The organism is Streptomyces sp. NPDC008150, assembly GCF_042956945.1.
Lineage (GTDB): Bacteria > Actinomycetota > Actinomycetes > Streptomycetales > Streptomycetaceae > Streptomyces.
In genome coordinates this window covers 283243-307696 of record NZ_JBIBHJ010000007.1, presented here as the reverse complement: position 1 = coordinate 307696, position 24454 = coordinate 283243, and the positions used below count along the sequence as shown (strand labels likewise).

Sequence of the window (24454 nt, the reverse complement as noted above, 5' to 3'; positions counted from 1 at the left end):
CCGTTCCCTGCCGTCAGCCGAGCCGGGACTCCAGCTCCGCGACGATCTCGCCGACGCCGATCGCGGTCTGCTCGCCGGACTCCATGTCCTTGAGCTGGACGACGCCCTCGGCGAGGTCCCGCTCCCCCGCGACGACGGTGAAGCGCGCGCCGCTGCGGTTGGCGTTCTTCATGGCGCCCTTGAGCCCCTTGGCGCCGTACGAGAAGTCGGCGGCGATGCCGACCTTGCGCAGCTCGGTGACCTTGGCGAACAGCACGCGCCGGGCCTCCTCGCCGAGCGGCACCGCGAACACGCTGGTGGTGGCGGGCAGTTGGAGCTCGACGCCCTCCGCCTCCAGCGCGAGGACGGTGCGGTCGACGCCGAGCGCCCAGCCGACCGAGGGCAGCGCGGGGCCGCCGATCATCTCGGACAGGCCGTCGTAGCGCCCGCCGCCGCCGACCGCGGACTGCGAGCCGAGGCCGTCGTGGACGAACTCGAAGGTGGTGCGCGTGTAGTAGTCCAGGCCGCGCACCAGTCGCGGGTCGTCCTCGAAGGCGACGCCGGCCGCCGTGATCAGCTCGCGGACCTCCTCGTGGTACGCCTTGCAGGCGTCGCACAGGTAGTCGCGCAGCAGCGGGGCGTCGGTGAGCTGCTTCTGGACGTCGGCGCGCTTGTCGTCGAGGACCCGCAGCGGGTTGATCTCGGCGCGGCGCAGCGTGTCCTCGTCGAGGTCGAGGCCGCGCAGGAACTCCTGGAGCGCGTCCCGGTACACGGGGCGGCACTCCTTGTCGCCGAGGCTGTTGAGCAGGATGCGGAAGGTGCGCAGGCCCAGCGAGCGGTACGCCTGGTCGGCCAGGATGATCAACTCGGCGTCCAGCGCCGGGTCCTCGGCCCCGATCGCCTCGGCGCCGACCTGGGAGAAGTGCCGGTAGCGGCCCTTCTGCGGGCGCTCGTAGCGGTAGTAGGAGCCCGAGTACCAGAGCTTGACCGGGAGGTTGCCGGCCTTGTGCAGGTTGGCCTCCAGTGCCGCGCGCAGCACGGAGGCGGTGCCCTCGGGGCGCAGGGCGAGGCGGTCGCCGCCCTTGGTCTCGAAGGCGTACATCTCCTTGGTCACGATGTCGGTGGACTCGCCGACACCGCGGGCGAACAGCTCGACGTTCTCGAAGCCGGGGGTCTCGACGTAGCCGTAGCCGGAGTTGCGCAGCGGGGCCGCGATCGCCTCGCGCACCGCGAGGTACTTGGCGCTGTCCGGCGGGATCAGGTCGTAGGTGCCCTTGGGGGCCTTGAAGGTGCTCACGGAAGTACTCGTCACATTCCTCGTCGGGGAGCGTCCGCGCTCCCGTGGCCGGGCGCCGCCACCTGCCGCATGTACGGGTTGGTGGCGCGCTCCTGGCCGATGGTCGTCTGGGGGCCGTGGCCGGACAGCACCACGGTCGAGTCGTCGAGCGGCAGGCACACGCGGGCCAGCGAGTCGAGCAGCTCGGCCGGGTCGCCGCCGGGCAGGTCACTGCGTCCGACGGAGCCGGCGAACAGCAGGTCGCCCGAGAACAGGATCGGCGGCACGTCCGCCGCCCCGGGCGTCCCGAAGGTCACCGACCCCTTGGTATGGCCGGGCGCGTGGTCGACGGTGAGGTCGAGTCCCGCGAGGCTCAGCCGTGCCCCGTCGGTGAGTTCGCGCACGTCGTCGGGCTCCCCCACGGTGAGTTCGCCCATGAGCGGCATCCCGATGGAGCGGCCGAGCGCCTTCTCCGGGTCGCTCATCATGTAGCGGTCGGCGGGGTGGATCCAGGCGGGCACGTCGCTCGCGCCGCACACCGGGACGACGGACGCCACGTGGTCGATGTGGCCGTGCGTGAGGACGACGGCGACGGGCTTGAGCCGGTGCTTCCTGACGGCGTCCTCGACTCCCTGGGCGGCCAGGTGGCCCGGGTCGATGATCACGCACTCCTCGCCCGCTGCGGGGGCGACGAGGTAACAGTTCGTCCCCCAGGCACCGGCGGGAAACCCGGCAATGAGCACGATCGTCCTTCGTTGTGTCGGTTCGGGCGGCCCGGATCGCGGGCTTCGGCTGTGGTCAGAGCCTACCGGCGCTGCCGAATCCTCAGCGAACCCATATACGGTACGGGGCACACGCGGGCGGTCGGCACACGAGGACGCGCGCGTATCCGACCTGTGTACGCGAACGCATGAGGAGAGAACCGGTGGTCACCCAGGAGCAGCGGCGGCGTCAGCTCGCCCGGGAGAAGTTCTTGCGGCAGCAGCAGCGGCGCACCTCGGCGCGGCGCAGGGCGCGGGTCCGCAATTCCGTGATCGCGTCGGTCCTCGGTGTGGTCGTCATAGGCAGCGTCGCGCTGTACACGACGGGCGTCCTCAAGGGCGACGACGACAACAAGAGCAACGCGAGTGCCGCGGCCAGCCCCAGCGCGAGCGCGTCGGCGAGCAAGGCGCCCGACCCGTGCGAGAAGCCGGCGGCGGGCAAGATCAAGTCGCTGAGCTGGAAGAAGGAGCCGGCGATGACGATCGACAAGTCGGCGAAGTACTCGATGCAACTCGCCACGACCTGCGGCGAGATAGACGTCGCGCTGAAGACGGCGGCGGCACCGCACACGGTGAACTCGTTCAACTTCCTTGCCGCCAAGGGGTTCTTCGACCACACCAAGTGCCACCGGCTCACCACCACGGGCATCTACGTGCTGCAGTGCGGTGACCCGACGGGCGCCGGCAGCGGCGGTCCGGGCTACACGATTCCGGACGAGAACCTGAAGGACAAGAGCCTGAAGGGCAACGTCTACCCGGCCGGCACGATCGCGATGGCGAACACCGGCACGGCGCACACGGGCGGCAGCCAGTTCTTCCTGGTGTACCAGGACAGCCAGCTCTCCCCCAACTACACGCCCTTCGGTACCGTTTCGGCCTCGGGCATGAAGGTGCTCAAGAAGATCGCGGCGGCGGGCGAGAGCACCGGAGCGGGTGACGGTGCCCCGAACGCGACGGTTGTGATCAACAAGGCGACCGTCACCAAGTCCTGAGCACGGTGTCCCCGAAGGCGGAACTTCCGTTGCCCGGGATGCGGACAGGCAACCCGCCGTTCGCCTATGTTGGCCGTGACGAAACTGTGGACGATGCCCGGGGGAGCTCATGCGGCCCCCCGCGGACATCATGTGGAGGAGGCGCTGTGAGCAGCGACCCGTGGGGACGCGTCGACGAGACGGGGACCGTGTACGTGCGTACGGCCGACGGCGAGCAGGTCGTCGGCTCCTGGCAGGCCGGATCGCCCGACGAGGCACTGGCCTACTTCGAGCGCAAGTACGAGGGTCTGGTCGTGGAGATCGGCCTCCTGGAACGCCGGGTGACGACCACCGACCTGGCGCCGAAGGACGCTCTCGCCGCCATCGAGCACCTGCGGGAGCAGGTCGACGCCCATCACGCGGTCGGCGACCTCCAGGCACTGCGGGACCGGCTGGACAAGCTCGTCGCGAACGTCGACGCGCGCCGTGAGGAGCGCAAGGCGCAGCGGGCGCAGCAGACCGACGAGGCCCGGCACGCCAAGGAGCAACTGGTCGCCGAGGCCGAGGAGTTGGCCCAGTCCGACCAGTGGCGCTCCGCGGGCGAGCGGCTGCGGGCGCTGGTGGACACCTGGAAGGGTCTGCCGCGGCTGGACCGCAAGTCGGACGACGAGCTGTGGCACCGCTTCTCGCACGCCCGGTCCGCCTTCTCCAAGCGCCGCAAGGCGCACTTCGCGCAGCTCGACGCGCAGCGCGAGGACGCCCGCAAGGCGAAGGAGAAGCTGGTCGCCGAGGCGGAGTCGCTGTCGGGCTCGACGGACTGGGGTCCGACGGCCGCGCGCTACCGCGACCTGATGACGGAGTGGAAGGCCGCGGGCCGTGCGCAGCGCGAGCACGAGGACGACCTGTGGAACCGCTTCCGCGGCGCCCAGGACGTGTTCTTCGCCGCGCGGGGCGCGCTGTTCGCGGAGCGGGACGCCGAGCAGACGGAGAACCTGAAGCTCAAGGAGGAGCTGGCCGAGGAGGCCGAGAAGCTCCTGCCGATCCAGGACCTCAAGAGCGCGCGGGCCGCGTTCCGCTCGCTCAACGAGCGCTGGGAGGCCGTCGGCCACGTGCCGCGGGACGCCCGTCCCAAGGTCGAGGGCCGGATGCACACCGTCGAGCGGGCGCTCCAAGAGGCCGAGGAGGCCGAGTGGCGCCGGACCAACCCGGAGGCGCGTGCGCGCGCCCAGGGGCTGACCGGTCAGCTCCAGGCGGCGGTGGACAAGCTGCACGGCCAGATCGAGCAGGCGCGCGCGGCGGGCAACGCCTCGCGGGCCGACAAGCTCGAACGGGAGCTTGAGGGCCGGCAGGCGCTGCTGGACCAGGCGCTGAAGGGCCTGCACGAGTTCGGCGGCTGACACCGGCCGCCGCACCGGCACAGCACGCGGAAGGGGCCCCGTACGAGGCGTACGGGGCCCCTTCCGCGTGCCCGGACGGGCTACGAGCGGCTGCGGGCCGACGTGACGCGGTAGACGTCGTAGACGCCCTCCACTCCCCTGACGGCCTTCAGGACGTGCCCCAGGTGCTTCGGGTCGCCCATCTCGAAGGTGAAGCGGGAGGTGGCGACCCGGTCGCGCGAGGTCTGCACGGCCGCGGAGAGGATGTTGACGTGCTGGTCCGACAGGACGCGCGTGACGTCCGACAGGAGCCGGGAGCGGTCCAGTGCCTCGACCTGGATCGCGACGAGGAACACCGACGACTGGGTGGGCGCCCACTCGACGTCGAGGATCCGCTCGGGCTCGCGGGACAGCGAGTCGACGTTGACGCAGTCGTTGCGGTGCACGGAGACGCCGCTGCCGCGGGTGACGAACCCGATGACCGGGTCGCCCGGCACGGGTGTGCAGCAGCGGGCCAGCTTGACCCACACGTCGTCCACGCCCTTGACGACGACACCCGGGTCCGCGTTGGAGCGCCGCTTGCGGCCGCGGCCGCGCGACGGCGGCACGCTCTCGTCGATCTCCTCGGTGGCCGCCTCCTCGCCGCCGAGCGCCTGGACGAGCTTCTGCACGACGTTCTGCGCGGCGACGTGCCCCTCGCCGATCGCCGCGTACAGGGCGGAGATGTCCGGGTAGCGCATCTCGTGCGCGAGGGTCACCAGGGAGTCGCCGGTCAGGATGCGCTGGATCGGCAGGTTCTGCTTGCGCATGGCGCGGACGATGGCGTCCTTGCCCTGCTCGATCGCCTCGTCGCGGCGTTCCTTGGAGAACCAGGCGCGGATCTTGTTGCGGGCGCGCGGCGACTTCACGAAGCCGAGCCAGTCCCGGGAGGGTCCGGCCCCGGGCGCCTTCGACGTGAACACCTCGACCAGGTCGCCGTTGTCGAGGGTCGACTCCAGCGGCACCAGACGTCCGTTGACACGTGCGCCTATGGTGCGGTGGCCGACCTCGGTGTGCACCGCGTACGAGAAGTCGACGGGGGTGGCGCCCGCGGGCAGCGCTATGACGTCGCCCTTGGGCGTGAAGACGAAGACCTCGTTGCGGGACAGGTCGAAGCGCAGGGACTCCAGGAACTCGCCCGGGTCCTCGGTCTCCTTCTGCCAGTCGAGGAGCTGGCGCAGCCACGCCATGTCGTTGAGGTGGTCGTCCTTGCCGGTGCTCTTCGGGGCGTCCGAGCGCACCTTGGACGTGCCGGCGACGGCCTCCTGCTTGTACTTCCAGTGCGCGGCGATGCCGTACTCGGCCCGGCGGTGCATGTCGAACGTGCGGATCTGGAGCTCGACCGGCTTGCCGTTGGGCCCGATGACCGTCGTGTGCAGCGACTGGTACATGTTGAACTTCGGCATCGCGATGTAGTCCTTGAACCGGCCGGGGACCGGGTTCCAGCGCGCGTGCACGGTGCCGAGAGCCGCGTAGCAGTCGCGGACGGTGTCCACGAGGACGCGGATGCCCACCAGGTCGTAGATCTCCGCGAAGTCCCGGCCGCGGACGATCATCTTCTGGTAGACGCTGTAGTAGTGCTTCGGGCGGCCGGTCACGGTCGCCTTGATGCGGGCCGCGCGCAGGTCGCCCTGGACCTCGTCGGTCACTATGGCGAGGTACTCGTCGCGCTTGGGGGCGCGCTCCGCGACGAGGCGGACGATCTCGTCGTACATCTTCGGGTAGAGGATCGCGAAGGCGAGGTCCTCCAGCTCCCACTTGATGGTGTTCATGCCCAGCCGGTGGGCGAGGGGCGCGTAGATCTCCAGGGTCTCGCGCGCCTTCTTCTCCTGCTTCTCGCGCTTGAGATACCGCATGGTGCGCATGTTGTGCAGGCGGTCGGCGAGCTTGATGACCAGGACGCGCGGGTCCTTCGCCATGGCGACGACCATCTTGCGCACGGTCTCCGCCTGCGCGGCCTCGCCGAACTTGACCTTGTCCAGCTTGGTCACGCCGTCGACGAGCAGGGCGACCTGGTCGCCGAAGTCGCGGCGGAGCTGGTCGAGGCCGTACTCGGTGTCCTCGACGGTGTCGTGCAGCAGCCCGGCCATCAGGGTCGCCGGGTCCATGCCCAGCTCGGCGAGGATGGTGGTGACGGCGAGGGGGTGCGTGATGTACGGGTCGCCGCTCTTGCGCTTCTGGCCGCGGTGCCAGCGTTCCGCGACCTGGTAGGCGCGCTCGACCTGGCGCAGTGTCGCCGTCTCCGTCTTCGGGTCGTTGCTGCGCACTATCCGCAGCAGCGGCTCCAGGACCGGGTTGTACGGGTTGGAGCGCTGCACGCCGAGGCGCGCGAGGCGCGCGCGGACGCGGTTGGAGGAGCCGGAGCGCGCGGACGTGCCGGCGGACGGCCTGGCCGCGGCGCCGGTGCTCGGGCGCGCGGGCGCGGACGCGTCGGACCGCGGGCCCGCCGACGGCTTGTCCGCCGGGGCGGCCGGGGTGCGCGTCTCCGCGGGGCGTGCGTCCTTCTTGGCGTTCGGGGCGGGCTTGGCCACCGGTTCCGAGCCGCGCTCGGGCCGGTCGGCGGGGGGATTCCCCAGGCGCTCGGCGCTGGGGGAAACTGACTGGGCCTCGTCTGGCAAGAGGACTCCTCGTGCGCGATACCGGGTCCCCCGGTCAGGCTCCGGAGCACCCATGGTAGCGAGCCCGCGCCGCGGGCTCGCCTTCAGGCCGTGTGAGGCCCGTGTACTGGTGGAACGCGAGAGGCGGGCGCCGGATTCCTCCGGGCCCGCCTCTCGCGGTGTCCTGCGGGTGCCCCGCGCCGGTGCCGGACCCGCACACCCCGCGTGTTCGGGGGATGCGCGGGCGTACCGCGGCGGTGGGGCGGACTCCCGCGCCGGGCCCGCGCGCGGGGGCGCGGGGCGGCGGGAGCGCTCCGGCGGGAACGGGTCCGGGGCCGGGGCCCCGGGCGCGCTCAGACCTGGAGCAGGGCTTCGAGCGGGGCTCCGTCGAGGACGGGCTCCAGGCGGGCCCGGCCGGCCAGGAAGCCCAGTTCCATCAGCACGGCGACGCCCGCGACCTCGGCGCCGGCCCGGCGGACCAGGCGCAGGGACGCCTCGGCGGTGCCACCCGTGGCCAGGACGTCGTCGACGACCAGGACGCGGTCGCCCGCGCTCAGGTCCTCGGCGTGCACCTCGATCTCCGCGGAGCCGTACTCCAGGTCGTACGCCTGGCTGAGGGTGGCTCCGGGGAGCTTGCCCGCCTTGCGCACGGGGATGAAGCCGAGGCCGGCGCGGACCGCGACGGGGGCGCCGAGGATGAAGCCGCGGGCCTCCAGGCCGACGATCTTCGTGGCACCCGTGCGGGTGGCGATGCCCGCGAGCTCGTCGGTCAGGGCGGTGAACGCGGCCGGGTCCGCCAGGAGCGGGGTGATGTCCTTGAACATCACGCCCGGCTCCGGGTAGTCGGGCACGTCACGGATGCGGCTGAGCAGCAGCTCCTGGATGTCGGTCATCGGCGCTTTCCGGAGGGTCGGCCGCGGCCGCGGTTGCGGGACGCGGGCTGGTTGCGCGGGCCGACGACGGCGGTCGCGACGTCGTCGTCCTCGTCGTCGTCGAAGACCGGCGCCTCGGCGTCCTGGCGGTCCAGGGGCTCGCCCTGGGCGGCCGCCTGCGCGCGCTTGGCCATGACGCGCTTCTTGAGCGCCTTCATCTGCGGCTCGCGCTCCTTGAGGTCGGCGACGAGCGGCGTGGCGATGAAGATCGACGAGTAGGCACCGGCGGCGAGGCCGACGAACAGCGACAGCGAGATGTCGTTGAGCGTGCCCGCGCCGAGGAAGCCGCCGCCGATGAACAGCAGGCCCGCGACCGGCAGGAGCGCGACCACCGTGGTGTTGATGGAGCGGACCAGGGTGCCGTTGATCGAGCGGTTCGCGATGTCGCTGTAGGTCCAGCGGGTCTGCTTGGTGATGCCCTTCGTCTGCTCCTTGAGGCTGTCGAAGACGACGACCGTGTCGTAGAGCGAGTAACCGAGGATCGTGAGCAGACCGATCACCGTGCCGGGGGTGACCTCGAAGCCGACGAGGGCGTAGATGCCGGTGGTGATGGTGATGTCGTGGATCAGGGCGACCAGGGCGGCGATCGCCATCCGCCACTCGAAGGCGATCGCCAGGTAGATCACGACGAGGACCATGAAGATCGCCAGGCCCTCCCATGCCTTGTCGGCGATCTGCTGGCCCCAGCTGGGACCGACCAGGTCGGCGTTGATCTTCTCCGCGTCGACCTTGAGGTCCTTGGAGAGTTCCTTCTTGATCTGGTCGGCCTTGCCGGTGTCGATGCCCGCGATCTGGATGCGCAGGCCGCCGGTGCCGAGCTTCTGGACCGTGGAGTCCTGGCCGGAGGCCGCGTTGGCCGCGGTCTCCGCCTGGGACACCGAGATGCTCGTCTTCGGCGTGGTGAAGACGGCACCGCCCTGGAAGTCGATGCCCATGTTCAGGCCGCGCACCGCCAGGCCCAGGATCGCCGTGATGGTGATCAGGATCGAGATGCCGTACCAGATCTTGCGGTTGCCGACGAAGTCGTAGCCGACCTCGCCGCGGTGCAGTCGGGCGCCGAGATCGCCGAGCTTCGACATCTCACGCCTCCTTCGAGTCGACGGGGGCGGCGGGACGGCGGGTGCGGCGCAGCGGCGGCTTGGCACCCAGACGCTTGGGATCGAGACCGGACCAGCGGTGGCCGCTCGCGAAGAACTGGCGGCGCGCGAGGATCGTCATCAGCGGCTTGGTGAACAGGAACACCACGACGACGTCGAGCAGGGTGGTGAGGCCGAGCGTGAACGCGAAGCCCTGGACCTTGCCGACCGTGACGATGAACAGCACCGCGGCGGCGAGGAACGAGACGAAGTCGGAGACCAGGATGGTGCGCCGGGCGCGCGGCCAGGCCCGCTCGACGGCGGGCCGCAGGCTCCGGCCCTCCCTGATCTCGTCACGGATGCGTTCGAAGAACACGATGAACGAGTCCGCGGTGATACCGATCGCGACGATCGCGCCGCAGACGGCCGGCAGGTTCAGCGCGAAGCCGATACCGGGGCCGAGCAGCGCCATGATCGTGTACGTGAGGATGCCGGACACCACGAGCGAGGCGATCGCGACCATGGACAGACCGCGGTAGTAGACCACCAGGTACAGCATGACCAGCGCGAGGCCGATGGCACCGGCGATGATGCCGGCCTGGAGCTGCTCGCCGCCGAGGGCGGCGGTCACCGTGGTGACGGTGTCTTCCTTGAACGTCAGCGGCAGGGCGCCGTAGGACAGCATGTTGGCGAGGCTCTGGGCCTCCTCCTGGCCGAAGCTGCCGGAGATCTCGGCGCTGCCGCCGGTCAGGGCCTCGCTGACGTACGGGTTGGAGACGACGTCGCCGTCGAGGACGATCGCGAACTCGTTCTGCGGGGTCTGCTGCTGGGCGAGCTGACCGGTCACCGTGGCGAACTTCTTCGAGCCGGAGCCCGTGAAGTCCATGGTGACGGTCCAGCCGGCCGCGGTCGTCGTGTTGTAGACGGCCTGGGCCTTCTTGATGTCGGTGCCGTCGACGGCGGCGGGGCCGAGGACGAACTTGTTCCAGCCGCCCGTGGAGGAGTCCTTGCCGCAGGCCACGATGGAGTCGGTGGCCTTCGTGCCCGTGGTGACCTTGGCGCGCTGGGCCGCGTCCGAGCAGTCGAGGGCCGCGTACGCGGCCTGCAGCTTCGCGGTCGCGGCGTCGGTGGACGCGCTCGCGGAGGGGCTGGCGGAGGGGCTCGACGAGGACGTGCTGTCGGCCTTCAGGGCGTCGGTGACGGCACGGCCCTGGGAGGTGGCGCTCGCCGAGGGCGACGCCGACGACCCGTCCGTGGCCTTCTGGGAGGAGCTGCTCGACGGGCTCGCCGACGCACTGGGAGAGGCGCTGGAGGAGCCGCTCGCCGACGGGCTCGCGGTGGACGCGGCCGAGGCTGACGCCTCCGTCGCGAGCACCGGGCGGAAGTAGAGCTTGGCGGTGGTGCCGACCTGCTGGCGGGCCTCTTCGGAGTTCGTGCCCTTGGGGATGTTGACGATGATGTTGCGATCGCCCTGGGTCTGGACCTCCGCCTCGGAGACACCGAGGCCGTTGACACGGCGCTCCATGATGTCGACCGCGGTGTCCATGTTGGCCTTGTTGATCGCCGATTCCTGGCCGGCCTCGGGAACCGCCCGCAGCGTGATGCTCGTACCGCCGGCCAGGTCGATGCCGAGACGCGGAGTGGTGTGCCCGGACGCGAACATGCCCCCGGTGAGCGCCACGATGGCGATCAGGATCAGGGCCAGCGGGCGCCCCGGCCTGCTCTGGGCGCTCGCGCTCCGGCCCTTCTTAGGTGCTGCCACCTTCTCGTACTCCCTCTCGGGCCGCGCCGCGCCGCGAGGGCTCGGAGAACGGCCATGACATGGTGTCGGGATCCCCTGTGCGGGACGCACGCGGCGGAACGCGCGGACCCGGCCGCGCGTCCCGGGGCGGCGCTACTTCGCCTCGGAGTCGCCCTCGGGCTTCTTGGCCTCGTCGGCCTGCTTCACCTCGGCGGGGACGGCACCGTCGACGGGCTCGGCCGGCTCCGCGGCGGGCTCGACGGCCGCGTCCTTCTTGCCGAAGTCGACGGGCTTGGCGTCGGAGGCGGCGGCCTCGTCGGCCCCGGTGAGGGAGGAGGCGTCGTCCGGCACCACGTCGGGGTCGGACTTCAGGTCGTGCTCCACACCGTGGACGATGCGGTTGTACTCGTCGTCGGTGAGGACGGCGCCGATCGCGTTCTTCGCGAAGAGCAGCTCGACACCCGGGCCGGCGTCGAGGAGGACGGTGTCGTCGCCGAGCTCCTTGACCGTCGCGTACATGCCCCCGATCGTGCGCACGCCGCTGCCCGGCTGGAGTTCGTTGCGCATGTTCGCGGCCTGCTGCTGCTTCTTCTTCGCGTTCCGCGTCATGAGGAACATGAACACGATGAACAGGAGGACCAGGGGGATCAGGGAACTCACGGGTCGGTACTTCCTTCACACGACCGCGGGTCACGTGCGGCCTGATGGATTGGGGGGTGCGCGGGTGCGCGGGCTGCCGACAGACGCGGCATCGGCGGAGTCTAAGCGAGTCCACGCGCAGGGAACAACGCTCAGCATGGCACCCGAGTTCCTCGGGCGGCCAATCCGTCCCCGTCACGCCCCGAAGAGGTCCCCTTGTCCGTTTCCCGTACCCGCGGGGCGCGGCGGGGTGAGTCCGAGGTGCGCCCAGGCCGCCGGAGTGGCCACCCGGCCGCGCGGAGTACGGGCCAGCAGCCCCTCGCGCACGAGGAACGGCTCGGCCACCTCCTCCACGGTCTCGCGCTCCTCCCCCACCGCCACGGCCAGCGTGGACAGGCCGACCGGGCCGCCGCCGAACAGCTTCAGCAGCGCCTGGAGCACGGCACGGTCGAGCCGGTCGAGTCCGCGGGCGTCGACCTCGTACACCGCGAGGGCGGCGCCGGCGATCTCCCGGGTGATCAGCCCGTCGGCCTTGACCTGGGCGTAGTCGCGGACGCGGCGCAGCAGACGGTTGGCGATGCGGGGCGTGCCGCGGGAGCGCCCGGCGATCTCGGCGGCGCCCGCCGTGTCGATCTCCACGTCGAGCAGCAGCGCGGAGCGGTGCACGACGCGCTCCAGCTCGGCAGGCTCGTAGAACTCCATGTGCGCGGTGAAACCGAAGCGGTCGCGCAGCGGGGGCGGCAGCAGACCGGCCCTGGTGGTGGCGCCGACCAGGGTGAACGGGGGCAGTTCCAGCGGGATGGCGGTGGCCCCGGGGCCCTTGCCGACGATGACGTCGACGCGGAAGTCCTCCATCGCCATGTACAGCATCTCCTCGGCGGGCCGGGACATCCGGTGGATCTCGTCGAGGAAGAGCACCTCGCCCTCCTGGAGGGAGGAGAGGATCGCGGCGAGATCGCCGGCGTGCTGGATGGCGGGACCGCTGGTGATGCGGATGGGGGCGCCCATCTCGGCGGCGATGATCATCGAGAGGGTGGTCTTGCCGAGGCCGGGGGCGCCGGAGAGCAGCACGTGGTCGGCGGTCGCGCCGCGCGCGCGGGCGGCCCGCAGGACCAGGTCGAGCTGTTCGCGGACCTTCTCCTGGCCGATGAACTCGCCCAGGTCCTTGGGGCGCAGCGCGGCCTCGACGGCCTGGTCCTCGCCGTCGGCGGACGCGCCGACGAGCCGCTCGGCGGTGGCGTCGGCGCCGGCCGTCTCTGCCGTGTCGGCCGTGTCGTCCCAGTTCATGTGGTGTGCCTCGCGGGGTGGTCGTGGTACCGGTGGCGGAGCGGCGCCGGGCGGGACGCCGGCGCGGGGCCGGTCAGCGGGCCCGGTTCAGGGACTGGAGGGCGGCCTTGAGGAGGGAACCCACGTTCGGGTTGTCGGCGGCCTCGGCCTGCGGGGCGACCGCGGCCACCGCCTCGTCGGCCTCCCGGGTGGCGTACCCGAGGCCGATCAGCGCGGCGTGCAGCTGGTCGCGCCAGCCGGAGCCGGCGGGGGCGCCGACCCCGGGCGCGGTGCCCAGCGGCGGGCCGAGCCGGTCCTTGAGGTCCAGGAGCAGCTTCTGGGCGCCCTTCTTGCCGATGCCCGGGACCTGGATCAGGGCCTTCTCGTCGCCGCTCGCGACGGCCCGGCGCAGCGCGTCCGGGGAGTGCACGGCCAGCATGGCCTGGGCGAGGCGGGGGCCGACACCGCTCGCGGTCTGGAGGAGTTCGAACACCTGGCGGGCGTCGTCGTCGGCGAAGCCGTACAGGGTGAGGGAGTCCTCGCGCACGACGAGCGAGGTGGCGAGCCTGGCCTGCTGGCCCGTGCGCAGTCCGGAGAGCGTGTCGGGGGTGCACTGCACCGAGATGCCGATGCCGCCGACCTCGACGACCGCGGAGTCGGGGGCCAGGGCGGCGACCGGGCCGCTGACGAAGGCGATCATGCGGGGCGCCCTTTCGAGGCGTGCAGGGCGACGGCCTGCTGGAGTCGGTTCTGGGCGGGGGCGCGCCAGATGTGGCAGATGGCGAGGGCGAGCGCGTCGGCGGCGTCGGCCGGTTTCGGCGGCGCGTCCAGCCGCAGGAGCCGGGTGACCATCGCGCCGACCTGTGCCTTGTCGGCCCGGCCGCTGCCTGTGACGGCGGCCTTGACCTCGCTGGGGGTGTGCAGCGCGACGGGGATGCCGCGGCGGGCGGCGCACAGCATCGCGACGGCGCTGGCCTGGGCGGTGCCCATCACGGTGCGGACGTTGTGCTGGCTGAACACCCGCTCCACGGCGACGAATTCGGGCCGGTGCTCGTCCAGCCACGCCTCGATGCCGCGCTCGACGGCGACGAGGCGGTCCCCGAGGTCGGCCTCGGGGGGTGTCCGTACGACACCGACGCCGACCATGGTCAGCGGCCGTCCGGCGACGCCCTCGACCACGCCCACACCGCACCGGGTCAGCCCCGGGTCGACCCCCAGTACACGCACCGACGCCCCTCCTTCGCTTGCCTGTTTGTGCAGGCTATCGGGTGCCGCCGACATCGCGGCGGGCCGACATCCGTCGAGGGAGGGGCGGTGTGCTGTGCTGCGGAGGTGACGGCCCGCCGGGTGGCGGCCCGTCAGGAGGCCGCCCGTCAGGCGTCGACCTTCTCCATGACCTCGTCGCTGACGTCGAAGTTGGCGAAGACGTTCTGGACGTCGTCGCTGTCCTCCAGGGCGTCGATCAGCCGGAAGATCTTCCGCGCGCCCTCCTCGTCCAGCTCGACCTGCATGGTCGGGACGAAGTTGGCCTCGGCGGAGTCGTAGTCGATCCCGGCGTCCTGGAGGGCGGTGCGGACGGCGACCATGTCGGTGGCCTCGCTCAGCACCTCGAAGGACTCGCCGAGGTCGTTGACCTCCTCGGCACCCGCGTCCAGGACGGCGCCCAGGACGTCGTCCTCGCTCAGCTCGCCCTTGGGGACGATCACGACGCCCTTGCGGTTGAAGAGGTACGACACGGAACCGGGGTCGGCCATCGAACCGCCGTTGCGGGTCATGGCGACGCGCACGTCCGAGGCGGCACGGTTGCGGTTGTCGGTGAGGCACTCGATGAGCACGGCCACGCCGTTCGGGCCGTAGCCCTCGTACATGATCGTCTCGTAGTCGGCGCCACCGGCTTCCAGGCCGCCGCCGCGCTTGACCGCGGAGTCGATGTTCTTGTTCGGGACCGACTGCTTCTTCGCCTTCTGGATGGCGTCGTAAAGAGTCGGGTTGCCCTCGATGTCGACGCCGCCCATGCGGGCCGCGACCTCGATGTTCTTGATCAGTTTCGCGAAGAGCTTGCCGCGCTTGGCGTCGATCACGGCCTTCTTGTGCTTCGTCGTAGCCCATTTAGAGTGGCCGGACATCTGCCTGTCTCCTTCGCTTAACCCATCCTGAACGAACCCTCCGACCCTAACGGCCCGGGGGACCCCCGGAGATCCTACAAGGACTCCGGGAGCGCCCTCGCGCGCACCGCGTCGCGCACCATGCCGACGAACAGGGCGTGCACGCGGTGGTCGCCCGTCAGCTCCGGGTGGAACGACGTGGCGAGCGCGTTGCCCTGCCGGACGGCGACGATGTGCCCGTCGTGCTCGGCGAGCACCTCGGTGCCGGCGCCCACCGACTCGACCCAGGGCGCGCGGATGAAGACGCCCTCCACAGGATGGCCCTCCACGCCCTTCACGTCGACAGCCGCTTCGAAGGACTCGTTCTGCCGGCCGAAGGCGTTGCGGCGCACGATCATGTCGATGCCGCCGATGGTCTCCTGGCCCGAACGCGGGTCGAGGATCTTGTCGGCGAGCATGATCAGTCCGGCGCAGCTGCCGTAGACGGGCATGCCGTCGCGCACGCGCGCGCGGAGCGGTTCCATCAGGCCGAACAGGACGGCCAGTTTGGAGATCGTGGTGGACTCGCCGCCGGGCACGACCAGGCCGTCCACCTCGGCGAGCTCCTCGGGGCGCCGCACCTCCCTGGCCACGGCGTCGGCCGTGGCCAGGGCGACGAGGTGCTCCCGAACGTCGCCCTGGAGCGCCAGGACGCCGATCACGGGTGTGTCGCTCATCGGTGCCTACCAGCCGCGGTTGGCGTAGCGCTCGGTCTCGGGGAGGGTGTCGCAGTTGATGCCGACCATGGCCTCGCCGAGGTTGCGGGACGCGTCCGCGACGACCTTCGGGTCGTCGAAGAAGGTGGTCGCCTTCACGATGGCGGCGGCGCGCTTGGCCGGGTCGCCCGACTTGAAGATGCCGGAGCCGACGAAGACGCCCTCGGCGCCGAGCTGCCGCATCAGGGCCGCGTCGGCCGGGGTGGCCACGCCGCCCGCGGAGAACAGCACGACGGGCAGCTTGCCCAGCTCGGCGACCTCCTTGACCAGCTCGTAGGGGGCGCGCAGGTCCTTGGCGGCGGCGTACAGCTCGTTGTTGTCGAAGCCGCGCAGGCGGGAGATCTCGTTCTTGATCTGGCGCAGGTGGCGCACGGCCTCGACGACGTTGCCGGTGCCGGCCTCGCCCTTGGAGCGGATCATCGCGGCGCCCTCGGCGATGCGGCGCAGGGCCTCGCCCAGGTTGGTGGCGCCGCAGACGAACGGGGTCGTGAACGCGAACTTGTCGCTGTGGTTGACCTCGTCGGCCGGGGTGAGGACCTCGGACTCGTCGATGTAGTCGACGCCGAGCGCCTGGAGGACCTGGGCCTCGACGAAGTGGCCGATGCGCGACTTGGCCATGACGGGGATCGAGACGGCCTCGATGATGCCCTCGATCATGTCCGGGTCGGACATGCGGGCCACGCCGCCGTCCTTGCGGATGTCGGCGGGAACCCGTTCGAGGGCCATGACGGCGACGGCGCCCGCGTCCTCGGCGATCTTCGCCTGCTCCGGGGTGACGACGTCCATGATCACGCCGCCCTTGAGCTGCTCGGCCATGCCGCGCTTCACGCGCGCGGTGCCGGTCTCGGGGGTCTGGTGGGTGGAGGGCGCGGTGGACACGGGGTGACCTCACTCGGTGAAGAAGGGGGTTGATGCAGCACCGAGACAACGGCAGCGGAGCAGTCCGCGGCAAGGGCCAATGGGGAGCCGGTGGATCGTTTTGGCCGGGTCGTGCGCACAGGTCACCGGCGTACGGCGGCGCCCCGCGCGCCCGGCGGCCGGTGCCCCGCCCCTCCCGTCACGTCCGGTCGACCAGCGCCGCGGGCGGCTCGTCGTCCATCTCGAAGGCCGGCGGGAACGGGGCGTGGCCCGCGAGGCGGAACCAGCGCACCTTGCGGTGCTGCCGCAGCGCGCGGGCCGCGCCCACGGCGTCGTTGTGGAAGCGGCGCGCCATCGGGACCCGGCGGACCGCCTCGGCCAGCTCGTGCGCCGCCGACTCTCCCCCGGGTGCCTCCCGCACCGCCTCCACCTGCTGCGCGTCGGCGAAGACGGCCCGCAGCGCCTGGCTCAACTCGCTCTCGGCGACCTCCCGTTGCTCCTCGTCGGGCTGCCGGGCGGCGTGCGCGGCCTCGTACAGGACGATCGACGCGGCCGGGTCGAGCACACCGGAGGTGGCCACCTCCTGCGCGACCGAGGCGCGACGCAGGAGCTGGGCGTCGAGCGCCGCGCGGGCGGCGTCGATCCGGGTGTGCAGACGGTCGAGCCGGCCGGCGGTCCAGCTCAGGTAGAGGCCGACCGCGACCACGCCGACGATGATCCAGATGAGGGTTGACGTCACGGGCGGCAAGGCTACCGGGACCGCGGCGGCCCCCGGCCCGCGTCCCGCCGCCGGGTGACCGCGCCCGCCCCCGCCCCCGCGCCCGGGGCCCCGGCCGGCGTGCCTCAGTCCCGGGCCAGGCCGAACCTCGCCCGGAGCCCCGGGCGTTCGTCGGTCGCGACCGCCGTCGTGCCGGCCGTCACCGTCTCGTAGACGGAGAGGATGTCCGCGCCGACCGTCGACCAGTCGAACCGGCGGACGTGGACACTGCCGCGTTCGCGCAGTTCGGTCAGGCGGGCGGGGTCGCCGAGCAGGCGCACCGCCGCCTCCGCCAGCGCGTCCGCGTCCTCGTTGGCGAACAGTTCGCCCGCGGCGCCCTGGTCGAGCACCTGGGCGAACGCGTCGAGGTCGGAGGCCAGCACCGCGGCGCCCGCCGACATCGCCTCGACGAGGATGATGCCGAAGCTCTCGCCGCCGGTGTTGGGCGCGATGTACAGGTCGACGCTGCGCAGGAAGCGCGCCTTGTCCTCGTCGCTGACCATGCCGAGGAACTCCACGCGCGAGCGCAGCTCCTTGGGCAGCTTCTCGACCGCCTCCTCCTCGTCGCCGCGCCCGGCGACCAGCAGGCGGGTGTCCGGCCGGGCGGCGAGGATCTTCGGCAGCGCCCGCATCAGCACCGGCAGGCCCTTGCGGGGCTCGTCGATGCGGCCCATGAAGCCGATCGTGCCGCCCTGCCACTCGGGCTTCGGCTCGGCGCGGGCGAAGAAGTCGACGTCCACGCCGTTGGGGATCACCACGGCGTCGCCGCCGAGGTGTTCGACGAGCGTCCTGCGCGCGTACTCGCTGACCGCGATGCGCGCGCTGATCTTCTCCAGGGCGGCCTGGAGGATCGCGTACGCGGCGATCATGGCGCGGGAGCGCGGGTTCGAGGTGTGGAAGGTGGCCACGATCGGGCCCGACGCCGCCCAGCAGGCGAGCAGGCCGAGCGACGGCGAGGTCGGCTCGTGGATGTGGATGACGTCGAAGGCGCCGTCGTGCAGCCAGCGCCGCACCCGGGCCGCCGACAGGAAGCCGAAGTTGAGGCGGGCCACCGAGCCGTTGTACGGGACGGGCACGGCCCGCCCCGCGGAGACCACGTACGGCGGCAGCGGGGTGTCGTCGTCGGCCGGCGCGAGGACGGACACCTCGTGGCCGAGGCCGACGAAGTACTCGGCGAGGTCGCGGATGTGGAACTGGACGCCGCCGGGCACGTCCCAGGAGTAGGGGCAGACGATGCCGATTCTCACGCGGTTCCCTTCGCGGTCCCGGCGGCCGCCCTGCGGGCCGGATCCCGGGCGGGATCGAGGTCCGCGAGCCAGAGCCGCTGGAGCATGTGCCAGTCCTGCGGGTGGGCGGCGATGCCGGTGGCGAAGGCGTCGGCCAGGGACTGCGTCATGACCGCGGTCCGCTCCTTGCGCGTCCCGCTCTCCGGCACCTCGACGGGCGGGTGGACCCGGCCCCGCATGACGGGCGAGTCGTCGAACCACAGCGTCACCGGGAGCAGCAGCGCGCCGGTCTGCTGGGCGAGCAGGGCGGGGCCCGCGGGCATCCGGGCCTGTTCGCCGAAGAAGGTGACCTCGACGCCGGAGGCGGACAGGTCCCGGTCGGCGACCAGGCAGACCAGGCCGCCGTCGCGCAGCCGCCGGGCGAGGGTGCCGAAGGCGGAGCCGCCGGTGTGCGGCAGCACCTCCATGCCCAGTCCCTCGCGGTAGGCGACGAACCGGTCGTAGAGCGTCTCGGGCCTGAGGCGCTCGGCGACGGTCGTGAAGGGGGTCTGGAGGTTGGTGGTCACCCACGCGCCCGCCAGGTCCCAGTTGCCCAGGTGCGGCAGCGCGAGGATCACGCCCCGGCCGGACGCGAGGCCGTCGGTGAGGTGGTGGACGTCCTCGGGGGTGAAGCCGTTCCTGATCCGCTCGTCGCTCCAGGCCGGCAGCCGGAAGGACTCCATCCAGTAGCGCAGGTACGAGCGCATGCCGGCCCGGGACAGCTCGGCGAGCCGCTCGGGCGTCGCGTCGGGCACGACGCGCGCGTAGTTGCGCTCCAGGCGCAGCACCCCCGCGCCGCGCTTCTTCCACGCGATGTCCGCGATCGTGCGGCCGAGCCGCACCGCGACGGACTCGGGGAGGTTCTTGACGGTGCTCCAGCCGAGGCCGTAGAGCGTGTCGGTGAGGCGTTCGCGGGTGCCGCTCACGAAGCGGCCCCGGTACCCGGGGCCGCCTTCTCGGCGGCGGCCAGGGCGTCCGCCTCGGCCGACTCGCGGCGCACCGTCACGACGCGCTGGACGAGCGTCACCAGGCTGCCGGCGGCGACCACCCACAGGGCGATCGGCAGCAGCCACTGGATGCCCGGCACGCCGAACTTGTGCAGTCCCGCGAAGCCCGCGGCGACCAGGGAGATCACCAGGCGCTCGGCGCGCTCGACGAGGCCGTTGACGGCGACGGGCAGTCCGATCGACTCGCCGCGCGCCTTCGTGTACGAGACGACCTGGCCGCTGGCGAGGCAGAAGATCGACACCGCGCAGAGCTCGTTGTTGTCGCCGTTGCCCGCGTACCAGAGGGCGAGTCCGCCGAAGATCGCGCCGTCGGCCACCCGGTCGAGGGTGGAGTCGAGGAAGGCGCCCCAGCGGCTGGAACGGCCGAGCTGGCGGGCCATGTTGCCGTCGACGAGGTCGGAGAACACGAACAGCGTGATGACGACCGTGCCCCAGAAGAACTCGCCCCGGGGGTAGAAGACCAGCGCCCCCGCGACCACGCCGGCCGTTCCGAGCAGCGTGACGGCGTCGGGACTGACGCCCCGGCGGATGAGGAACGTGGCGAACGGGGTGAGGACACGCGTGAAGAATGCACGCGCGTACTTGTTCAGCATGGCCTTCCCGAGGTTAGGGGCGCCGCACGGCCCCTGCTGGCCGTCGGCTGGCCCATCGTAGTCACGCGCGCGCGGGGACGACGTCCGGGCACCCGCACCGGCGTGGGACCGGGGGCCGCCGGGGCGCACGCGTCCGAACCCGTACGGGCGTTCGTGCCGGGTGTATGGACGGCCCGTGACCGGAGTGCGAAGCTCGGGGCACCGCGGGCGTCGCCGCCGCCGCCACCGCCGGGCGCTGTTCCCGGACGGCCGGTGCCGGGACCGTGCGTGTCCGCGCCCCCTACGACCTCACCGTGCACGGGAGGCAAAGGCCATGGGCGACAGGGCGAACGCGCACACCGGGGCCGCCGGCGGGGCACTGCCGGCGGGCCATCCCTCGTCCGTACGGAACGTGGTGCTGGTCGGCCACTCCGGGGCGGGCAAGACGACGCTGGTGGAGGCCCTCGCGCTGACCGCGGGGGCGACCACGCGGGCGGGCCGGGTCGAGGACGGCGCGACCGTCTCCGACTACGACGAGATCGAGCGGCGGCGGCAGCGGTCCGTACAGCTCGCGGTGGTCCCCGTCGAGTGGGACGGGCTGAAGGTCAATCTGCTGGACACCCCCGGGTACGCCGATTTCGTCGGGGAGTTGAGGGCCGGTCTGCGTGCCGCGGACGCGGCCCTCTTCGTCGTCTCGGCGGCCGACGGGGTGGACGGCGCCACGCGCGCGGTGTGGGAGGAGTGCGCCGCGGTCGGCATGCCGCGGGCGATCGTCGTCACGCACCTGGACGCGGCGCGCGCGGACTTCGGCGAGACGACCCGCCGCTGCGCGGAGGCGTTCGGCGGGAACGACCCGGACGCGGTGCTCCCGCTGTACCTGCCGCTGCACGGCCCCGCGGGCGGCGGTGACGCGCACGCCCCGGTGACCGGCCTGGTGGGGCTGCTCACGCAACGGCTGTTCGACTACTCGTCCGGGCGGCGCGCCGAGTCGGCGCCGGGCCCGGACGACCTGCCGCCGCTGGAGGAGGCCCGCGCGCGGCTGATCGAGGGGATCATCGCGGAGAGCGAGGACGAGACGCTGATGCAGCGTTACCTCGACGGCGAGCGGATCGACCTCGGGACCCTGGTGGGCGATCTCGAACGGGCCGTGGCGCGCGGCACGTTCTTCCCCGTGCTGGCCGCCGCGCCCGCCGCCGAGGGCGCCCGGCAGGGGCTCGGCACCGTGGAACTGCTGGAGCTGGTCACCGGCGGCTTCCCGACGCCCCTGGAGCGGCCCCTCCCGCACGTCACCGGACCCGGCGGGCAGGCGCACGACCCGCTGGTGTGCGACCCGGACGGCCCGCTGGCCGCCGAGGTGGTGAAGACCACGTCCGACCCGTACGTGGGACGCGTCTCCCTGGTGCGGGTCTTCTCCGGCACGCTGCGCCCCGACGAGACGGTGCGGGTGCTCGGCCGCGGTCTCGCGGCCCGCGCGGACGGCCCGGGTGAGCCGCACGAGGCCGACGAACGGGTGGGCGCCCTGTCGGCGCCGTTCGGCCGGCAGCAGCGGCCGGTGCCGCGGTGCGTGGCGGGCGACCTGGTGTGCGTGGCGAAGCTGGCCCGCGCCGAGACCGGGGACACGCTCTGCGGGAAGGACGACCCGCTGGTCCTCCGGCCGTGGAGCCTGCCCGACCCGCTGCTGCCGCTGGCGGTCGAGGCGCGCGGCAAGTCGGACGAGGACCGGCTCTCGCAGAGCCTGGCCCGGCTGGTCGCCGAGGACCCCACGACGCGGCTGGAACAGAACCGCGACACCCACCAGGTCGTGCTGTGGTGCCTGGGCGAGGCGCACGCGGAGGTCGCGCTGGAACGGCTGCGCGGCCGTTACGGCGTGCAGGTCGACGTGGTGCCGCACCGGGTGCCGCTGCGGGAGACCTTCGCGGGGCGGGCCGCCGGGCGCGGACGGCACGTCAAGCAGTCGGGCGGGCACGGGCAGTTCGCGATCTGCGAGATCGAGGTGGAGCCGCTGCCGGGCGGTTCGGGCCTGGAGTTCGTCGACCGGGTCGTGGGCGGGGCGGTGCCGCGGCAGTTCGTCCCGTCGGTGGAGAAGGGCGTGCGCGCGCAGGCCGCCCGCGGGGTCACGGCGGGCTGTCCGCTCGTCGACATCCGGGTCACGCTCCTCGACGGGAAGGCCCACTCGGTGGACTCCTCCGACGCGGCCTTCCAGACGGCGGGCGCGCTGGCGCTGCGGGAGGCGACCGCGGAGGCCCGGATCCATCTGCTCGAACCGGTGGCGGAGGTGACGGTGCTCGTCGGCGACGACTACGTCGGTGCCGTGATGAGCGACCTGTCGGGGCGGCGCGGCCGGGTGCTCGGCTCGGAACAGGCGGGCGGCGGGCGGACGTTGGTGCGCGCGGAGGTGCCCGAGATCGAGATCGGCCGGTACACCGTCGACCTGCGCTCCCTGTCCCACGGCACCGCCCGCTTCGACCGCGCGTACGCCCGGCACGAGCCGATGCCCGACCAGGTCGCGGAGCGGATGCGCGAACAGGAGCGCACGGGCGCCTAGTTCGCGCGCGAGGCGGCCGGCGGGGGCGCACGCGGACGCCCGTGCGCGCTCCGGCGCCGCGCCCGCGCGGAACATCAACTTCCGTTCGCGCGGAACCGCTTCCGCCGTCCCGCGACGGATACCGCCGCCTGCGGATAGGCTGATGAACCGATCACGTCGTGGCCGGAAAACCGGCCGGTGCACGGCGCGCACCTGGTCCACAGGTGTGCGGAGCCATCAAGCCGGGAAAGGCCGCAGCAGCGACACCGGCGGCGAGCGGGGGCGGGCATGACCGTTGAGATCGGGTACGAGGACGGCCCTCAGGTGCCACGCACGGGGGACGAGAGCCAGAAGGCGACCTTCGCGCTGGCCTCCGCGGCCTACCGCGACAACGAGGTCACCGAGATCCTCAAGGCCAACAACGACTGGCACGAATCCACGGTCAAGGCGGGCAAGTTCAAGCTGTTCCGGCCGAATCTCGGGGAGGCGTTCTCGCAGGCGGTGATCGGCCGGATGATAGGCCCCGGCCGCGGCGCGCTCATCCAGTCCTTCGGCGTCGCGCCGAACGTCGTCGTCGAGCACTGCCTCGCGGCCAACCGGATCCGGCGCGAACGCGACAACAAACTCGCCGCGGCGACGGTGCTGTGCGGCGTGATCTTCCTGCCCGGCTTCCTGCTGTGGCTGATCATCTTCCAGTTGCGCACGTCGGTGGCGAAGCGCGACGACAGGCGGGCCGGCACCATCGCCACGGTCCTGCTGTTCGCGGTGGGCGCCCTGGTGGTGCTGTTCCTGCTGAAGATGCCGTTCTCGGGCTTCTGGGCCTGGTACGTCCGGGCCGCGCTGATCGCCCCGGTCGTCGGCTGGTTCTGGGCGAAGCGGATCTGCGAGAGCACCGCGAAGGACCTGCGGGCCCGCTGGAGCAGCCTCCAGGGCGGCAGCAGCATCGGCGCGCGGGTGCCCGAGGCGGTGCCGAGCAGCCCGGGGCAGACGCCGGCCGAGCAACTGCGCCAGTCCCTGCGGAAGCTGAGCGCCGAGCAGCAGTCCAACTCCGTCTTCTACGCGGGACCCAAGGGTATACTCGGCATGGGCACCCGCTGGGGAAGCTGGCAGCTCGCCGAGGACCTGGTGCCGCTCGACTCCGACCGGGAGATCCACCCCTTCCGCAGCTGGGACGTCATCCGCTCCATCCACGACCAGCTCCGGCTCCTGGAGCGCGGCCCGCTGCACACCGGCGGCTTCCCGAAGCCCTCGGTACGGCACTGGATCGTCACGCCGATCGCGGAGAACGCCAAGTCGGTCTCCCGCCCCGAGGGCACGGACGTGGAGAACTTCCAGGTCAGGCAGCACGCGATACAGGAGATCTGCAACAACCAGCAGTTCGGCGGCGGCGACCGGCACTACCTCGGCGTCCAGTGGGCGCTGTGGGACGGCCAGTTGATCATCACCATGCTGATCACGGTGACGGTGCTGCACGAGACGCTGCGCATCGAGGTGACCGGGCACGCCCTGGGGCCGGTGCACTCCCTGTTCACGACGGGCCCCTCCGCGCCGAGCAAGACGGTCACCAAGTCGTTCAAGCCGTGGGAGACACGCTCGGTGAGCCTCCCGCTGGTGGACACCGACGAGGTGGTCAGGCTCGCCGTCCGAGCGCCCCTGACGCACCCGCGCGCCATGCCGGCGCTGAACTGGCTCGGCGGCTCGCTGGCGCTGCCCGAGCCGTTCGGCCTGCGGCACGCGTGGGCCGACAAGCCGTGGCGGCACCGGTTCATGGCGGACGACGCGCTGCGCGCCGCCACGCCGGTGCTGCGGGTGGTGCACGGGGCGGCGATCCGCGTGCTCAAGGAGAACGGCGTCGACACGGAGAAGTTCGGCGCGCGCTCGTCGTTCCTCAGCGGCGCGGTCCAGGACCCGTCGCCGCGCAAGGCGGACGTGTACGACGCGTGACGAGGGCCCGGCGC

The 24454-nt window shown here is 72.2% G+C and carries 21 protein-coding genes; 4 read left to right on the top strand and 17 right to left on the bottom strand.

What is annotated here, in order from left to right; translation table 11 throughout:
- Positions 1-13: 13 nt before the first annotated feature.
- Complete coding sequence (gene hisS / locus ACFZA0_RS19885) at positions 14-1276, bottom strand: histidine--tRNA ligase (protein WP_391018363.1); 1263 nt, start codon at positions 1274-1276, stop codon at positions 14-16.
- Positions 1277-1287: 11 nt separating this feature from the next.
- Positions 1288-1998 (bottom strand): MBL fold metallo-hydrolase, encoded by a 711-nt coding sequence (locus ACFZA0_RS19880; protein ID WP_391018361.1) that lies wholly within the window; start codon positions 1996-1998, stop codon positions 1288-1290.
- Between the two features lie 182 nt (positions 1999-2180).
- Between ACFZA0_RS19880 and ACFZA0_RS19875 the strand changes: the two genes are divergently transcribed.
- Both ACFZA0_RS19875 and ACFZA0_RS19870 read left to right on the top strand, forming a co-directional pair.
- Positions 2181-3008, top strand: coding sequence for a peptidylprolyl isomerase (locus tag ACFZA0_RS19875; protein ID WP_391018358.1), 828 nt, complete (start codon positions 2181-2183; stop codon positions 3006-3008).
- A 146-nt stretch (positions 3009-3154) separates the two neighbouring features.
- Positions 3155-4384: a DUF349 domain-containing protein gene (locus ACFZA0_RS19870; protein WP_391018355.1), complete on the top strand. Its 1230-nt coding sequence runs from the start codon at positions 3155-3157 to the stop codon at positions 4382-4384.
- An 80-nt stretch (positions 4385-4464) separates the two neighbouring features.
- Here the strand turns inward: ACFZA0_RS19870 and ACFZA0_RS19865 are convergent, their stop codons facing one another.
- The 15 genes from ACFZA0_RS19865 to pgsA form a co-directional block, all read right to left on the bottom strand.
- Complete coding sequence (locus ACFZA0_RS19865; protein WP_391018352.1) at positions 4465-7020, bottom strand: RelA/SpoT family protein; 2556 nt, start codon at positions 7018-7020, stop codon at positions 4465-4467.
- Positions 7021-7352: 332 nt separating this feature from the next.
- The gene (locus tag ACFZA0_RS19860; RefSeq protein WP_391018349.1) at positions 7353-7892 is read right to left on the bottom strand and encodes an adenine phosphoribosyltransferase; all 540 of its coding nucleotides are present in this window, start codon (positions 7890-7892) and stop codon (positions 7353-7355) included.
- A complete protein-coding gene (gene secF / locus ACFZA0_RS19855; protein WP_391018346.1) occupies positions 7889-9010 on the bottom strand; it encodes a protein translocase subunit SecF in 1122 nt (373 codons plus the stop codon). Before secF ends, ACFZA0_RS19860 begins: the two co-directional genes overlap by 4 nt.
- Position 9011: 1 nt before the next feature.
- Entirely contained in the window at positions 9012-10769 is a 1758-nt protein-coding gene (gene secD / locus ACFZA0_RS19850) for a protein translocase subunit SecD (RefSeq protein ID WP_391018343.1), read from the bottom strand.
- Positions 10770-10901: 132 nt separating this feature from the next.
- Positions 10902-11408, bottom strand: coding sequence for a preprotein translocase subunit YajC (gene yajC, locus ACFZA0_RS19845; protein WP_391018340.1), 507 nt, complete (start codon positions 11406-11408; stop codon positions 10902-10904).
- Between the two features lie 174 nt (positions 11409-11582).
- Complete coding sequence (gene ruvB, locus ACFZA0_RS19840; protein WP_391018337.1) at positions 11583-12674, bottom strand: Holliday junction branch migration DNA helicase RuvB; 1092 nt, start codon at positions 12672-12674, stop codon at positions 11583-11585.
- A 73-nt stretch (positions 12675-12747) separates the two neighbouring features.
- On the bottom strand, positions 12748-13353 hold the full coding sequence (ruvA, locus tag ACFZA0_RS19835) for a Holliday junction branch migration protein RuvA (protein ID WP_391018335.1): 606 nt from the start codon (positions 13351-13353) through the stop codon (positions 12748-12750).
- On the bottom strand, positions 13350-13880 hold the full coding sequence (gene ruvC, locus ACFZA0_RS19830; protein ID WP_391018332.1) for a crossover junction endodeoxyribonuclease RuvC: 531 nt from the start codon (positions 13878-13880) through the stop codon (positions 13350-13352). Before ruvC ends, ruvA begins: the two co-directional genes overlap by 4 nt.
- A 146-nt stretch (positions 13881-14026) precedes the next feature.
- Complete coding sequence (locus ACFZA0_RS19825; RefSeq protein WP_351735687.1) at positions 14027-14779, bottom strand: YebC/PmpR family DNA-binding transcriptional regulator; 753 nt, start codon at positions 14777-14779, stop codon at positions 14027-14029.
- A gap of 74 nt (positions 14780-14853) precedes the next feature.
- A complete protein-coding gene (gene pdxT, locus ACFZA0_RS19820; RefSeq protein ID WP_391018328.1) occupies positions 14854-15474 on the bottom strand; it encodes a pyridoxal 5'-phosphate synthase glutaminase subunit PdxT in 621 nt (206 codons plus the stop codon).
- Positions 15475-15480: 6 nt separating this feature from the next.
- Entirely contained in the window at positions 15481-16392 is a 912-nt protein-coding gene (pdxS, locus tag ACFZA0_RS19815; protein WP_391018326.1) for a pyridoxal 5'-phosphate synthase lyase subunit PdxS, read from the bottom strand.
- A gap of 178 nt (positions 16393-16570) precedes the next feature.
- The gene (locus ACFZA0_RS19810) at positions 16571-17110 is read right to left on the bottom strand and encodes a hypothetical protein (protein ID WP_391018323.1); all 540 of its coding nucleotides are present in this window, start codon (positions 17108-17110) and stop codon (positions 16571-16573) included.
- A gap of 104 nt (positions 17111-17214) precedes the next feature.
- Positions 17215-18375: a glycosyltransferase gene (locus tag ACFZA0_RS19805; RefSeq protein WP_391018320.1), complete on the bottom strand. Its 1161-nt coding sequence runs from the start codon at positions 18373-18375 to the stop codon at positions 17215-17217.
- Entirely contained in the window at positions 18372-19319 is a 948-nt protein-coding gene (locus ACFZA0_RS19800) for a phosphatidylinositol mannoside acyltransferase (protein ID WP_391018317.1), read from the bottom strand. The genes ACFZA0_RS19805 and ACFZA0_RS19800 overlap by 4 nt, the downstream gene beginning before the upstream one ends.
- Positions 19316-19993 carry a phosphatidylinositol phosphate synthase gene (gene pgsA / locus ACFZA0_RS19795; RefSeq protein ID WP_391018314.1) on the bottom strand — a complete coding sequence of 226 codons (678 nt, stop codon included), beginning with the start codon at positions 19991-19993 and terminating at the stop codon, positions 19316-19318. Before pgsA ends, ACFZA0_RS19800 begins: the two co-directional genes overlap by 4 nt.
- A 313-nt stretch (positions 19994-20306) precedes the next feature.
- Between pgsA and ACFZA0_RS19790 the strand changes: the two genes are divergently transcribed.
- Both ACFZA0_RS19790 and ACFZA0_RS19785 read left to right on the top strand, forming a co-directional pair.
- The gene (locus ACFZA0_RS19790) at positions 20307-22517 is read left to right on the top strand and encodes an elongation factor G-like protein EF-G2 (protein ID WP_391018311.1); all 2211 of its coding nucleotides are present in this window, start codon (positions 20307-20309) and stop codon (positions 22515-22517) included.
- A gap of 267 nt (positions 22518-22784) precedes the next feature.
- Entirely contained in the window at positions 22785-24440 is a 1656-nt protein-coding gene (locus ACFZA0_RS19785; protein WP_391018308.1) for a hypothetical protein, read from the top strand.
- Positions 24441-24454: the final 14 nt, after the last annotated feature.

What these genes read in the sequence shown, in the direction of transcription:
- secF (WP_391018346.1), bottom strand. Translation starts at nt 9,010, where the DNA reads ATGTCGAAGCTCGGCGATCTCGGCGCCCGACTGCACCGCGGCGAGGTC.
- ruvB (WP_391018337.1), bottom strand. Translation starts at nt 12,674, where the DNA reads ATGAACTGGGACGACACGGCCGACACGGCAGAGACGGCCGGCGCCGAC.
- ACFZA0_RS19785 (WP_391018308.1), top strand. Translation starts at nt 22,785, where the DNA reads ATGACCGTTGAGATCGGGTACGAGGACGGCCCTCAGGTGCCACGCACG.
- pdxT (WP_391018328.1), bottom strand. Translation starts at nt 15,474, where the DNA reads ATGAGCGACACACCCGTGATCGGCGTCCTGGCGCTCCAGGGCGACGTT.
- ruvA (WP_391018335.1), bottom strand. Translation starts at nt 13,353, where the DNA reads ATGATCGCCTTCGTCAGCGGCCCGGTCGCCGCCCTGGCCCCCGACTCC.
- pgsA (WP_391018314.1), bottom strand. Translation starts at nt 19,993, where the DNA reads ATGCTGAACAAGTACGCGCGTGCATTCTTCACGCGTGTCCTCACCCCG.
- ACFZA0_RS19860 (WP_391018349.1), bottom strand. Translation starts at nt 7,892, where the DNA reads ATGACCGACATCCAGGAGCTGCTGCTCAGCCGCATCCGTGACGTGCCC.
- ACFZA0_RS19825 (WP_351735687.1), bottom strand. Translation starts at nt 14,779, where the DNA reads ATGTCCGGCCACTCTAAATGGGCTACGACGAAGCACAAGAAGGCCGTG.
- ACFZA0_RS19790 (WP_391018311.1), top strand. Translation starts at nt 20,307, where the DNA reads ATGGGCGACAGGGCGAACGCGCACACCGGGGCCGCCGGCGGGGCACTG.